We start from the raw sequence: 13,286 nt of genomic DNA on the forward strand, positions 1-13,286 counted from the left end.
GCTGCTTTTCAATAGGTGGCAAAGCGCGCACAGTGCAGCCGTTCTTCCGGGCTCCGGAAGCAGCCGACTGAGTTTCACCCTTTCCCCTGGACTTCGCTTTCATGAACATGCTTCGCCGCGGCGCGCTGATCGCGCTGGCTTCCCTCGGTTTCTCCGGTCTGGCCCAGGCCCAGACCGTCACCCTCCGTCTGCACCAGTTCCTGCCCCCGCAGGCGGTGATCCCCGCCAAGGCCATCATTCCCTGGGCCCGCAAGATCGAGGCCGAGTCCGGCGGCCGCATCAAGATCCAGGACTTCCACGCCATGCAGATGGGTGGTTCGCCGCCCCAGCTGTTCGACCAGGCGCGCGACGGCGTGGCCGACATCACCTGGACGGTGCTGGGCTACACGCCGGGCCGCTTCAACAAGTCCGAGGTGTTCGAGCTGCCGTTCATGTGCACCGGCGGCCCGGAGAAGTGTTCGCGCGCCTTCCACGAGTACGTGGAGAAGAACGCCGCCGACGAGTTCAAGTCGGTCAAGCTGCTGGCGGCCCACACCCATGGCCCCGGCCTGTTCCACACCAAGCAGCCGGTGACAGGGCTGGAAAGCCTGCGCGGCATGAAGATCCGCGGTGGCTCGCGCATCATCAACAACATGCTGGTCAAGCTCGGCGCCACACCCGTGGGCATGCCGGTGCCGGCGGTGACCGAAGCCCTGTCCAAGGGCGTGATCGACGGCACCACCGTGCCGTGGGAAGTCGCGCCGTCGATCAAGATCACCGAACTGGTCAAGAACCACACCAGCTTCGCCGGCAAGGACGGGCTGTTCACGCAGACCTTCGCATTCGTGATGAACCGCGCGGCCTACGACAAGCTGCCGGCCGACCTGAAAAAGGTGATCGACAACAACTCGGGCATCGAACTGGCGGCGTCATTCGGTCGCGCCATGGACGAGGGCGACAAGGCCGGACTGGCGCTGGCGCAGAAGGCCCGCAACAACCTGGTGGCGCTCGACGTGGCCGAGACCCAGCGCTGGCGCCGCACCGCGTCGGTGGTCGAGTCCGACTGGGTGACGGAAATGAAGGGCAAGGGCATTGATGGCGCCAAGCTGGCGTCCGAGGCCCGCGCCCTGGTGGCGAAGCACAACAAGTAACGGCCTGAGGTCAGGGTCTTCGATTTCTTAATTAGAAATCAGTTTACCCATGTGAAATCATGAGATAGAGTCTCGCGCGCCCCCCGGAGGGCGCGCGCAGACCGTGTGAGAGACAATGAGCGCCCCGTGACGCTCAAGACAACAAAGGACCTGAGGATGATTTCGTTCATTTACCGCCTGGCCAACTGGACGGCCATCGTCGGCGGGATCGTGCTGGTGGCGCTGACGCTGATGGTGGTGGCCAGCGTGGCCGGTCGCGCCATGATCGGACTGGGTCTGGGGCCCGTGCCCGGCGACTTCGAACTGGTCGAGGTCGGCGTGGGCATTGCCATCTTCTACTTCCTGCCCTGGTGCTACCTGCGCGGCGGGCATGCCACGGTGGACCTGCTCTACATGCACATGCCCGCCTGGTTCAAGAAGGGCGTGGACCTGTTCAGCGATGTGGCCATGCTGCTGGTCTGGCTGGTGCTGACCTGGAAGCTCTGGGAAGGCATGCTGGAGAAGAAGGAATACCTGGAGACCACCTTCATCCTGCAGATGCCCATCTGGTGGGCCTATGCCTTCTGCCTGGTGGGTGCGGTGATCGGCTGCATCTGCTACGTCGCCAAGACCCTCACCCGTCTGGGCCTGGCGTCCGAGCCCAAGGGCTGGACCGTCGAAGCCAACGTCAGCCACTGAGACCGAGAGCCCGAGCATCATGAGCAACATCCAACTGGCCCTCTGGTCCTTCCCCTTCCTGCTGCTGCTGATCTTTGTGCGCGTGCCGATCGGCCTGTCCATGCTGCTGTGCGGCCTGGGCGGCTCCTGGGTCATCTACGGCAACGCCGACCCGATCCTCAACCAGCTCAAGCAGGTCACGTTCACCACCTTCTCCAACTACAACCTCTCGGTCATCCCGCTGTTCCTGCTGATGGGACAGTTCGCGGCGCTGGGCGGGCTCTCCCGCGCACTGTTCAAGGCGGCCGAGGCCTGGATCGGCCACCGCAAGGGCGGTGTGGCGATGGCGGCCGTGGGTGCCTGTGCCGGCTTCGGCGCCATCTGCGGTTCCTCGCTGGCCACCGCGGCCACCATGGGACAGGTGGCCCTGCCCGAACTCAAGCGCGCCGGCTACGCCGGTGGCATCTCCACCGCCTGCCTGGCGGCTGGCGGCACGCTGGGCATCCTGATCCCGCCGTCGGTGGTGCTGGTGATCTACGCCATCCTGACCGAGCAGAACATCGCCAAGCTGTTCCTGGCCGCCTTCGTGCCCGGCATCCTGGCGGCCATCGGCTACATGATCACCATCGCCATCTACGCGCGCCTCAAGCCGCAGGAGATGGGCACCATGGCGCCCATGCCCATGAAGGACCGCATCGCCGCCACCGTGGCCACCTGGCCCGTGATCGCGATCTTCCTGGTGGTGGTCGGTGGCATCTACACCGGCATCTTCACGCCCACCGAGGGCGCGGCCATCGGGGCCTTCTGCACCGGCATCGCGGCCTGGGCCAGCGGCGGTCTCAACCGCAAGACCCTGCTGGACTCGGTGCTGGGCACCGCCGTCGCCACCGGCATGATTTTCATGATCGTGCTGGGCGCCGGCCTCTACAACACCTTCCTGGCGCTGTCGCAGCTGCCGCAGGAAGCCGCCGGTGCGGTGGCCGGCTGGGGGCTGAGCCCGATCCTGGTGCTGATCGCCATCCTGGTGCTGTATGTGATCCTGGGCTGCTTCATGGACTCGCTGTCCATGATCCTGCTGACCATCCCGGTGTTCTTCCCCATCATCATGGCGCTGGACTTCGGCCTGCCGCCCGAAGAGCTGGCCATCTGGTTCGGCATCCTGGTGCTGATCGTGGTGGAGGTGGGGTTGATCACGCCACCGGTGGGCATGAACCTGTTTGTCATCAACTCGATGGCCAAGGACACGCCGATCACCCACACCTACCGCGCCATCCTGCCTTTTGTCACCAGCGACTTCGTGCGCACCGCCATCCTGGTGGCGTTCCCGTCGATCACGCTGTTCGTGCTGCGCCTGTGATCCTGTGCACCGGCTATCGAGACCTTGAATAGCTGAATGGGCCCGCGAGCGATTGCGGGCCTTTTTTCTGCTGGATACATTGACTTTCGTTCCCGACCACACCACCACAAGGAGACTTCCATGAGCTGTTCCGTTTCTCCGCTGCGCCGCGGCCTGCTGGCATCGGCCCTGGCGCTGTCCGCGCTGGGCATCGCTTCCACCGCACAGGCGCAAACCTTCCCGAGCAAGCCGCTGCGCATCGTGGTGCCGTTCGCCGCGGGCGGTGCGGGCGACCTCACGGCCCGCATCGTGGGCGCCGAGCTGAGCACCTCGCTGGGCCAGCCGGTGACGATCGAGAACCGGCCCGGTGCCGGGGGCGTGGTGGCTGCCGACACGGTGGCGCGCGCCGAGCCCGACGGCCACACGATGTTCCTGATGTCCAACGGCACCGCCGTCACGGCCAGCCTGTTCAAGAGCCTGCCCTACGACACGCTCAAGGACCTGGCGCCGGTCTCGACCCTGGGCACCTTCGACCTGGTGGTGGTGGTGCCGGCCGAGTCGCCGTTCAAGACCCTGGGCGAACTGGTCGCGTTCGCCAAGGCCAACCCCAACAAGCTCAACATCGGCAGCATCAACATCGGCAGCACGCAGAACCTGGCGGCCGAGCTGTTCAAGTCCAGCGCCGGCATCGACGCGCAGGTCGTGCCGTTCAAGGCCACGCCGGAACTGGTCGGCGCGCTGCGCGGCAAGCAGGTGGACGTGGGCGTGGAGATCCTCGGACCCACGCTGACCCAGATCAAGGCCGGCGCCTTCCGCGCCCTGGCCGTCACCGGCAAGAAGCGTTCGAGCATCCTGCCCGAGGTGCCGACCGCGGTGGAGCAGGGTGTCAAGGACTTCCAGGCCTCGTCCTGGAACGCGCTGGCGGTGCCCGGCAAGACGCCGCGCCCGGTGATCGACCGGCTGAACAAGGACATCGTCGCCGCGCTGGCCAAGCCAGAAGTGAAGAAGAAGCTGGCCGACCTGAACATCGACGCCGATGCCAGCACGCCGGAGGAAGCGGCAGCGCTGCTGGCTTCCGACATCAAGCGCTGGGGCGCGGTCATCGAGCGCGCGAACATCCCCAAGCAGTGAGGACCGCATGAGCGACGTGCGCATCGGCCTGATCGGCTACGGCGAGGTGGGCCGTGCCTTCACGGCCGGCCTCAAGGACCAGGCCGCCTGGACCGGTGCCTGGGACCTGAAGTTCTCGGACCCGGCGCTGCGCGAGGAGCCGCTGGCGCATGCGGCGGCGGCCGGCGTCGTTGTCTGCGACAGCGCCGCTGCGCTGTGCGCCCAGGCCACGCTGCTGATCTCGGCGGTGACGGCGAGCAACACGCTCGCCGTGGCCGAAGCGGTGGCGCCGCACGTCCGGCCGGGCAGTGTGTTCCTGGACCTCAACTCGGCCTCGCCCGGCACCAAGCAGAAGGCCGCGGCGCTGATCGATGCGGCCGGCGCGCACTATGTCGAGGCCGGGGTCATGACCTCGGTGCCGCCCTACGGCATCCGCGTGCCCATGCTGCTCGGCGGCGCGCACGCCGCGCGCCTGCAGCCGGTGCTGGCGGCGCTGGGCATGGACGCCCAGGTCGCCAGCGAACAGCTGGGCATCGCATCGGCCACCAAGATGTGCCGCAGCGTGATGATCAAGGGCCTGGAGGCGCTGGTGATCGAGAGCTACGCCACCGCGCGGCACTACGGTGTCGAGGACGCGATGATCGCCACGCTGCAGGAAACCTTTCCCGGCATCGACTGGACCAGGCAGGGCGCCTACTTCTTCAGCCGCGTGGCCCAGCACGGCAAGCGCCGCGCCGAGGAGATGCGCGAGGTGGCGAACACCGTGCGCGAGGCCGGCTTCGAGCCCTTCATGGCCTCGGCCATTGCGCTCAAGCACGACTGGATGGCGGCGCAGGCGCGCGCGGGGCACTTCGCGGGCCTGGGCCCCAATCCGCCGTGGAAGGACTACGCGGACCAACTGCTCGCCCACCGTCCCGCCGCGAACGATCCGCTGTCCTGATCGCCAGGACTGCCTCCCATGCTCGACATCCTGGCCATCACCGGCCCGATTTTCCTCTGCATCGCCCTGGGCTATCTGACCACCCGCGGTGGCCTGTTCGACCGCGGCGACATGCGCGTGTTCGGCAAGTTCCTCATCAACCTCGCGCTGCCGGCGCTGCTGTTCAACGCGCTGTCGCAGCGCAGCGTGGGCGAGATCTTCAACGGCCCTTACCTGGCGGCCTATGCGCTGGGCGGCCTGATCATGCTGGCCGGCACCGTGCTCTGGTACCGCAAGGTGGCGCATGAAGGCATGGCCCGCTCGGCCATCATGGCCATGGGCATGACCTGCCCCAACAGCGGCTATGTCGGTTACCCGGTGATGCTGCTCACGCTGGGCGCGCCGGTGGCCGGTGTCGCGCTGGCGCTGAACATGGTGGTGGAGAACCTGCTGATCATCCCCATCCTGCTGGCGCTGGCCGACATGGAACGGCACGAGGCCGGCCACTGGCGACAGCTGGTGCTGCAGACGCTGCAGGGGCTGGCGCGCAACCCGCTGATCATCGCCATCGTGGCGGGCTTCCTGGTGTCGGCGCTCGGCATTCCCATGCCGTCGCCGGTCTCGCGCACCGTCACGCTGTTCGCGCAGGCCAGCAGTGCGCTGTCGCTGTTCGTGATTGGTGGCAGCCTGGTGGGCCTGAAGCTGCAGGGCCTGCGCACGGCGGTGGCGCAGATTGGCGTGGGCAAACTGGTGCTGCACCCGCTGTGCCTGCTGGCGGTGATGACCTGGCTGGTGCCGATCGGCGATCCGCAGCTGAAGGTGGCGCTGCTGCTGACCGGCGCCCTGCCGACGATGGGCATCTACGCCATCCTGGCCCAGCGCCACGGCCACGAGGGCCTGGCCTCGGCGGCGCTGCTGGTGGGCACACTGGCCTCGTTCTTCACGCTCAGCGGCCTGCTCTGGCTGCTGCGCCACAGCGCTGGCTGGCTGGGCTGACCAACCACCTGTTCAGAGTCCCAGCTCGGCGCGCACCTGGGTGATGAGGTCCAGCGTCGCGCGCTGCGTCAGCGTGGCCGGGCGCTGCGAACTGGTGGCCAGGCTCACGCGGGTGCGCAGCCGCGGTTCGGTCGGTCGCATGCGGTAGGCCGAAGGCCGGATCGAAGAAATCACGGCCTGGCGCGAAAGCAGGGCCGCGCCCGCGCCATCGGCCACCAGGTCGAGGATGGCCGAGACGCCGTCGATCTCCAGCGCCACAGTGGGCCGCAGGCCGATGGCGGCCATCTCGGCCTCCACATGCATGCGCAGCGCGTTGGGCCGGCTCGGGATCACCAGCGGCAGCGCGGCCACTTCGGCCAGCGGCACGGGTGGTGGTGGCGGTTCTTCCGCCAGGCCAGGCGGGCGCGGCTGCACCAGCAGCAGCTCTTCCTCCATCAGCGGCGTGATCTCGATGTCGGGCGCCGGCGCGGCGTTGTAGAGCACGGCGATGTCCAGCCGGCCGGTGTGCAGCCATTCCTGCATGGTGGCCGACAGACCCTCGCTGATCGAGAGGCTGGCCTCGGGCAGCTGGGCCCGGAAGGCGCGCGTCAGAGGCACCGTCATCACGCGCGCCAGGCTGGGCGGCAGGCCGATGGCCACGCGCCCGGCCAGCGCACCGCGAACTCGGCCCAGTTCCTCGCGCGCGCGCTCGACCTGGTGCAGGATGCCGCGGCCGTGCTCCAGCAGCAGCTTGCCGGCGTCGGTGGGCGTGGCTCCGCGGCCGTTGCGGATCAGCAGGTTCTGACGGAGTTCGACCTCCAGCAGGCGCACCTGGCGAGAGAGGGCGGGCTGGGCCACGTCCAGCGCCAGTGCGGCCTTGGTGAAGCTGCCCAGCTCGGCGACGCGCACGAAATATTCGAGTTGTTTGAGGTCCATCTCTGATCCGGAATAACGCTGCTCAAGATATACATTTTCGCTCTATCTGGTAGCGGGGCGCGGTGCTGGTTGACCATGGGCCGTCCGCCCAGAATGTCGGCTGAACCACAAGGAGACCCGCGCATGAGCCTGCAGAAGCCCCTCATCATCGATTGCCACGGCCACTACACCACGGCCCCCAAGGCGCTGGAGAACTGGCGCAACCAGCAGATCGCCGGCATCAAGGACCCGGCCGCGATGCCCAAGGTCAGTGACCTCAAGATCAGCGACGACGAGCTGCGCGAGTCCATCGAGACCAACCAGCTCAAGCTGATGAAAGAGCGTGGCTCGGACATCACCATCTTCAGCCCGCGCGCCAGCTTCATGGCCCACCATATCGGCGACTTCAACGTGTCGTCCACCTGGGCCGCGATCTGCAACGAGCTCTGCTACCGCGTCAGCCAGCTGTTCCCCGACCACTTCGTGCCGGCCGCCATGCTGCCGCAAAGCCCTGGCGTGGACCCCGCCACCTGCATCCCCGAGCTGGTCAAGTGCGTGGAGCAGTACGGCAACGTCGGCCTGAACCTCAACCCCGATCCGTCGGGTGGCCACTGGACCAGCCCGCCGCTGACCGACAAGTCCTGGTACCCCATCTACGAGAAGATGGTCGAGTACGACATCCCGGCGATGATCCACGTCTCGACCTCCTGCAATGCCTGCTTCCACACCACCGGTGCGCACTACCTGAACGCCGACACCACGGCCTTCATGCAGCTGATCCAGGGCGACCTGTTCAAGGACTTCCCGACGCTGAAGTTCATCGTCCCGCACGGCGGTGGCGCGGTGCCTTACCACTGGGGCCGTTTCCGTGGCCTGGCGCAGGAGATGAAGAAGCCCCTGCTCAAGGACCACCTGCTGAACAACGTGTTCTTCGACACCTGCGTCTACCACCAGCCGGGCATCGACCTGCTGACCAAGGTGATCCCTGTGGGCAACATCCTGTTCGCCTCCGAAATGATTGGCGCGGTGCGTGGCATCGACCCCGAGACCGGCAACTACTACGACGACACCAAGCGCTACGTGCAGGCCACCGGCAACCTGAGCGATGAGCAGCGCTACCAGGTCTACGAAGGCAACGCGCGCCGCGTGTTCCCGCGCCTGGACGCCCGCCTGAAGGCGCAAGGCAAGTAATCCATCACAGAACCCGAGGAGAAAAGAACATGTACGAACTGGGCGTTGTCTACCGCAACATCAACCGCGCCGACCGCGCAGCCGCCGACGGCCTGGCCGCGCTGGGCTCGGCCACGGTGCACGAAGCCATGGGCCGCGTCGGCCTGCTCAAGCCCTACATGCGGCCGATCCAGACCGGCGTGCAGGTCAGCGGCACGGCCGTGACGGTTCTGCTGCACCCCGGCGACAACTGGATGCTGCACGTGGCGGCCGAACAGATCCAGCCGGGCGACATCGTGGTCGCGGCCATCACGGCCGAGTGCACCGACGGCTACTTCGGCGACCTGCTGGCCACCAGCTTCCAGGCCCGTGGCGCCCGCGCGCTCGTCATCGACGCCGGCGTGCGCGACGTGAAGACGCTCAACGAGATGAACTTCCCGGTCTGGAGCAAGTGCATCTCCAGCAAGGGCTGCATCAAGGAAACCCTGGGCTCGGTGAACATCCCCGTGGTCTGCGCCGGCATGCTGGTGACCCCGGGCGACGTGATCGTGGCCGACGACGACGGCGTGGTCTGCGTGCCCGCGGCCCGCGCGGTCGAGACCCTGGCCGCCGCGCAGAAGCGTGAGAGCTTCGAGGGCGAGAAGCGCGCCAAGCTGGCCAGCGGTGTGCTGGGCCTGGACATGTACAAGATGCGCGAACCGCTGGCCGCCAAGGGCCTCAAATACATCGACTGAGGACACAGCATGAGCAAACCCACTTCCGGTGACTTCACGAAAACCGCCGGCTGGCTCGACTGGTACACCGGTCCGTCCAGGCCGACCTTCCAGCTGCCCGCGGGCGCGGTGGACGCGCACTGCCACGTGTTCGGCCCTGGCGCCGAGTTCCCCTACGCGCCCGAGCGCAAGTACACGCCCTGCGACGCCAGCAAGCATCAGCTGTACGCGCTGCGCGACCACCTGGGCTTTGCGCGCAACGTGATCGTGCAGGCCACCTGCCACGGTGCCGACAACCGCGCCATGGTGGACGCCTGCCTGTCCAGCGGCGGCAAGGCGCGCGGTGTGGCCACGGTCAAGCGCTCGGTGACGGACGAAGAGCTGCAGCAGTTGCACGCCGCCGGCGTGCGCGGTGTGCGTTTCAACTTCGTCAAGCGCCTGGTCGACTTCACGCCCAAGGACGAGCTGCTGGAAATCGCCGGACGCATCAACAAGCTGGGCTGGCACGTGGTCATCTACTTCGAGGCGGTGGACCTGCCCGAGCTGTGGGACTTCTTCACCGCGCTGCCGACCACGGTGGTGGTGGACCACATGGGCCGTCCCGACGTGAGCAAGCCCATCGACGGCCCCGAGTTCGAACTGTTCCTGAAGTTCATGCGCGAACATCAGAACGTGTGGAGCAAGGTCAGCTGCCCCGAGCGCCTGTCGGTCACCGGACCCAAGGCCTTGAACGGTGAGCAGGCCGCCTACCAGGACGTGGTGCCGTTTGCGCGCAAGGTGGTCGAGGAGTTCCCCGACCGCGTGCTCTGGGGCACCGACTGGCCGCACCCGAACCTGAAGGACCACATGCCCGACGACGGTCTGCTGGTGGACTTCATCCCGCACATCGCGCCGACCGCAGAACTGCAGCGCAAGCTGCTGGTGGACAACCCGATGCGCCTGTACTGGCCCGAAGAAGTCAAGTAAGAGGAGACATCCATGGCACTCGACAAACCCTACAAGGACGTGCCCGGCACGATCATCTTTGACGCCGAACAATCGCGCAAAGGCTACTGGCTCAACCAGTTCTGCATGAGCCTGATGAAGGCCGAGAACCGCGAGAAATTCAAGGCCGACGAGCGCGCCTACCTCGACCAGTGGCCGATGACCGAAGAGCAGAAGCAGGCCGTGCTGGCGCGCGACCTCAACTGGTGCATGCGCACGGGCGGCAACATCTACTTCCTCGCCAAGATCGGTGCCACCGACGGCAAGAGCTTCCAGCAGATGGCAGGCTCCATGACCGGCATGACCGAAGAGGAATACCGCGCCATGATGCTGGCCGGCGGCCGCTCGGCAGAGGGCAACCGCTACCTCGGCGAGGACGGCGACGCACAACCCCACCGGCAACCCCAGGGTGCGGCCGGCAAGAACAAAGGAGCCTGAGCATGGCCAAGATCACCGCATCCGTCTTCACCTCGCACGTGCCCGCCATCGGCGCGGCCATGGACCTGGGCAAGACCCAGGAGGACTACTGGAAGCCGCTGTTCGCGGGGTACGAGTATTCCAAGCAGTGGATGAAGGACAACAAGCCCGACGTCATCTTCCTCGTCTACAACGACCACGCCACGGCCTTCAGCCTGGAGATGATCCCCACCTTCGCCATCGGCACCGCGGCCGAGTTCCAGCCGGCCGACGAAGGCTGGGGCCCGCGCCCGGTGCCCAAGGTCATCGGCCACCCGGACCTGGCCTCGCACATCGCGCAGTCGGTCATCCAGCAGGACTTCGACCTCACCATCGTCAACAAGATGGACGTGGACCACGGCCTGACCGTGCCGCTGTCGCTGATGTGCGGCGAGCTCGACCCCAAGAAGGACGCCTGGCCCTGCCCGGTGATCCCGTTCGCGGTCAACGTGGTGCAGTACCCGGTGCCCTCGGGCAAGCGCTGCTTCGCGCTGGGCCAGGCCATCCGCAAGGCGGTCGAGAGCTTTGACGAGGACCTGAACGTGCACATCTGGGGCACGGGCGGCATGAGCCACCAGCTGCAGGGCGCGCGCGCCGGTCTGATCAACCGCGAGTGGGACAACAACTGGCTCGATCTGATGATCAACGACCCGGTGGCCTGCGCCAACGTGCCGCACATCGACTACGTGCGCGAGGCCGGCAGCGAGGGCATCGAACTCGTGATGTGGCTGATCGCCCGCGGCGCCATGTCCGATGTGGTCGACGGCAAGGTCGTCGGCCCGGCGCCCACCGTGAAGCACCGCTTCTACCATGTGCCCGCGTCCAACACGGCCGTCGGTCACGCGATTCTTGAGAATGCATAACCCGAGGAACACACCATGACCATCAAAGTCGCACTCGCCGGCGCCGGCGCATTCGGCATCAAGCACCTGGACGGCATCAAGAACATCGACGGTGTCGAAGTCGTGTCGCTGATCAGCCGCGACCTGGAGAAGACCAAGGCAGTCGCCGACCAGTACGGCATCAAGCACATCACCACCAGGCTCGAAGACAGCCTGGCACTCAAGGAAGTCGACGCCGTCATCCTCTGCACGCCCACGCAGATGCACGCCGAGCAGACCCTGGCCTGCCTGAAAGCCGGCAAGCACGTGCAGGTGGAAATTCCGCTGGCCGACAGCCTCAAGGGCGCCGAAGAGGTGGTGGCGCTGCAGAAGCAGACCGGGCTGGTGGCCATGTGCGGCCACACCCGCCGCTTCAACCCCAGCCACCAGTACGTGCACAACAAGATCCAGGCCGGCGAATTCAACATCCAGCAGATGGATGTGCAGACCTACTTCTTCCGCCGCACCAACATGAACGCCGCCGGCCAGCCGCGCAGCTGGACCGACCACCTGCTGTGGCACCACGCCGCCCACACCGTGGACCTGTTCGCCTACCAGTGCAACAGCCCCATCGTGCAGGCCAACGCCATCCAGGGCCCGATCCACCCCACGCTGGGCATTGCCATGGACATGAGCATCCAGCTCAAGGCCGCCAACGGCGCGATCTGCACGCTGAGCCTGAGTTTCAACAACGACGGCCCGCTGGGCACCTTCTTCCGCTACATCGGCGACACCGCGACCTACATCGCGCGCTACGACGACCTGTTCACCGGCAAGGAAGAAAAGATCGACGTGTCCCAGGTGGCGGTGTCCATGAACGGCATCGAACTGCAGGACCGCGAGTTCTTCGCGGCGATCAAGGAAGGCCGCGAGCCCAACTCCAGCGTCGCCAAGGTGTTCAACTGCTACCAGGTGCTGCACCAGTTGGAACAACAGCTGAACGGCTGAGCCCCCCTCACGCAAGCTTTCGCATCGGCGGCTCCACCCTCACGGCTGGGGCCGTTTTCCATTTCAGGAGATCACACCATGCAACAACGCCAACTCGGCCCCTTCACCGTCTCGGCCATCGGCCTGGGCTGCATGAACATTTGCCACGCCTACGGCGCACCGGTCTCCGAACAGCAGGCCGAGCGCGTGCTGCTGGCCGCGCTGGACGCCGGTGTCACGCACTTCGACACGGCTGCGCTGTACGGCTTCGGCGCCAGCGAGACGCTGGTGGGCAGGTTCCTGTCGCAGCACCGCTCGAAGTTCACGCTCGCCAGCAAGTGCGGCATGACCGGGGTGCCCAACGAGCAGGGCGTGAAGGTGCGCGTGATCGACGGCCGGCCCGAGACCATCAAGGCCACCTGCGAAGACGCGCTGCGCCGCCTGCAGACCGAGGTGATCGACCTCTACTACCTGCACCGCTGGGACAAGAAGGTGCCCATCGAAGACAGCGTGGGCGCGCTGGCCGACCTGGTGCACGCGGGCAAGATCCGCAGCATCGGCCTTTCCGAAGTCTCGGCGCCGACGCTGCGCAAGGCGCACGCGGTGCACCCCATCGCCGCGCTGCAGACCGAATACTCGCTGTGGTCGCGCAACCCCGAGATCGCGGTGCTGCAGGCCTGCCGCGAACTGGGCGTGAGCTTCGTCGCCTTCAGCCCGGTGGCGCGCGGCTTCCTGTGTGGCCCGATGGACGTGAGCGCATTCGATGCCAAGGACATCCGCCGCAGCATGCCGCGCTTCTCGCCCGAGAACTACGCGAAGAACCAGGCCCTGCTGCCGGCCTACAACGCCATCGCGGCCGAAGTCGGCTGCACGCCCTCGCAGCTGGCGATCGCCTGGCTGCTGCACCAGGGCCAAGACATTCTGCCCATCCCCGGCACGACCAGCGTGGAGCACCTGATGGACGACATCGGTGCGGCGGCGGTGAGTCTGTCGGCCGACGTGATCGCGCGCCTGAACGCGCTGATCAACCAGCACACCGTGCACGGCGACCGCTACAACGCGCAGGCCAACAGCGAGGTCGACACCGAGGTGTTCTGACCCCGGCGCGGTCAG

The 13,286-nt window shown here is 66.6% G+C and carries 14 protein-coding genes; 13 read left to right on the plus strand and 1 reads right to left on the minus strand.

Annotated features, from left to right (window positions below; translation table 11 throughout):
• Nucleotides 1-101 precede the first annotated feature (101 nt).
• The 6 genes from HPF_RS08010 to HPF_RS08035 all read left to right on the plus strand — a co-directional run bounded on the left by HPF_RS08010 (nucleotide 102) and on the right by HPF_RS08035 (nucleotide 6,148).
• Nucleotides 102-1,130, plus strand: a complete 1,029-nt coding sequence (locus HPF_RS08010; RefSeq protein WP_066150342.1) for a TRAP transporter substrate-binding protein — start codon at nucleotides 102-104, stop codon at nucleotides 1,128-1,130.
• A gap of 156 nt (nucleotides 1,131-1,286) precedes the next feature.
• Nucleotides 1,287-1,808 carry a TRAP transporter small permease gene (locus HPF_RS08015; RefSeq protein WP_066150345.1) on the plus strand — a complete coding sequence of 174 codons (522 nt, stop codon included), beginning with the start codon at nucleotides 1,287-1,289 and terminating at the stop codon, nucleotides 1,806-1,808.
• A gap of 19 nt (nucleotides 1,809-1,827) precedes the next feature.
• The gene (locus HPF_RS08020) at nucleotides 1,828-3,144 is read left to right on the plus strand and encodes a TRAP transporter large permease (RefSeq protein ID WP_066150348.1); all 1,317 of its coding nucleotides are present in this window, start codon (nucleotides 1,828-1,830) and stop codon (nucleotides 3,142-3,144) included.
• A 120-nt stretch (nucleotides 3,145-3,264) separates the two neighbouring features.
• A complete protein-coding gene (locus tag HPF_RS08025) occupies nucleotides 3,265-4,254 on the plus strand; it encodes a Bug family tripartite tricarboxylate transporter substrate binding protein (protein WP_079366866.1) in 990 nt (329 codons plus the stop codon).
• Nucleotides 4,255-4,261: 7 nt separating this feature from the next.
• Nucleotides 4,262-5,173 carry an NAD(P)-dependent oxidoreductase gene (locus tag HPF_RS08030; RefSeq protein WP_127806635.1) on the plus strand — a complete coding sequence of 304 codons (912 nt, stop codon included), beginning with the start codon at nucleotides 4,262-4,264 and terminating at the stop codon, nucleotides 5,171-5,173.
• 18 nt (nucleotides 5,174-5,191) lie between these two features.
• Nucleotides 5,192-6,148 carry an AEC family transporter gene (locus tag HPF_RS08035; RefSeq protein ID WP_127806634.1) on the plus strand — a complete coding sequence of 319 codons (957 nt, stop codon included), beginning with the start codon at nucleotides 5,192-5,194 and terminating at the stop codon, nucleotides 6,146-6,148.
• Nucleotides 6,149-6,160: 12 nt separating this feature from the next.
• Here HPF_RS08035 and HPF_RS08040 read toward each other — a convergent pair whose 3' ends face one another.
• Nucleotides 6,161-7,063 (minus strand): LysR substrate-binding domain-containing protein, encoded by a 903-nt coding sequence (locus tag HPF_RS08040; protein ID WP_066150360.1) that lies wholly within the window; start codon nucleotides 7,061-7,063, stop codon nucleotides 6,161-6,163.
• A 123-nt stretch (nucleotides 7,064-7,186) separates the two neighbouring features.
• On the opposite strand from HPF_RS08040, the gene HPF_RS08045 reads away from it, so the two are divergent.
• From HPF_RS08045 to HPF_RS08075, 7 genes are all read left to right on the plus strand, one after another.
• Nucleotides 7,187-8,233 carry an amidohydrolase family protein gene (locus HPF_RS08045; protein WP_066150362.1) on the plus strand — a complete coding sequence of 349 codons (1,047 nt, stop codon included), beginning with the start codon at nucleotides 7,187-7,189 and terminating at the stop codon, nucleotides 8,231-8,233.
• A gap of 29 nt (nucleotides 8,234-8,262) precedes the next feature.
• A complete protein-coding gene (ligK, locus tag HPF_RS08050; RefSeq protein WP_133156269.1) occupies nucleotides 8,263-8,946 on the plus strand; it encodes a 4-carboxy-4-hydroxy-2-oxoadipate aldolase/oxaloacetate decarboxylase in 684 nt (227 codons plus the stop codon).
• Between the two features lie 9 nt (nucleotides 8,947-8,955).
• A complete protein-coding gene (locus HPF_RS08055; protein ID WP_133156270.1) occupies nucleotides 8,956-9,891 on the plus strand; it encodes an amidohydrolase family protein in 936 nt (311 codons plus the stop codon).
• Between the two features lie 12 nt (nucleotides 9,892-9,903).
• The gene (gene ligA, locus HPF_RS08060) at nucleotides 9,904-10,347 is read left to right on the plus strand and encodes a protocatechuate 4,5-dioxygenase subunit alpha (protein ID WP_066150370.1); all 444 of its coding nucleotides are present in this window, start codon (nucleotides 9,904-9,906) and stop codon (nucleotides 10,345-10,347) included.
• A gap of 2 nt (nucleotides 10,348-10,349) precedes the next feature.
• A complete protein-coding gene (locus HPF_RS08065) occupies nucleotides 10,350-11,228 on the plus strand; it encodes a class III extradiol dioxygenase subunit beta (protein ID WP_133156271.1) in 879 nt (292 codons plus the stop codon).
• 15 nt (nucleotides 11,229-11,243) lie between these two features.
• Nucleotides 11,244-12,194 (plus strand): Gfo/Idh/MocA family oxidoreductase, encoded by a 951-nt coding sequence (locus tag HPF_RS08070; protein ID WP_133156272.1) that lies wholly within the window; start codon nucleotides 11,244-11,246, stop codon nucleotides 12,192-12,194.
• A gap of 78 nt (nucleotides 12,195-12,272) precedes the next feature.
• Nucleotides 12,273-13,271, plus strand: coding sequence for an aldo/keto reductase (locus tag HPF_RS08075; protein WP_133156273.1), 999 nt, complete (start codon nucleotides 12,273-12,275; stop codon nucleotides 13,269-13,271).
• The last annotated feature ends 15 nt before the right edge of the window (nucleotides 13,272-13,286 follow it).

Source organism: Hydrogenophaga pseudoflava (assembly GCF_004353865.1).
Taxonomy (GTDB): domain Bacteria; phylum Pseudomonadota; class Gammaproteobacteria; order Burkholderiales; family Burkholderiaceae_C; genus Hydrogenophaga; species Hydrogenophaga pseudoflava.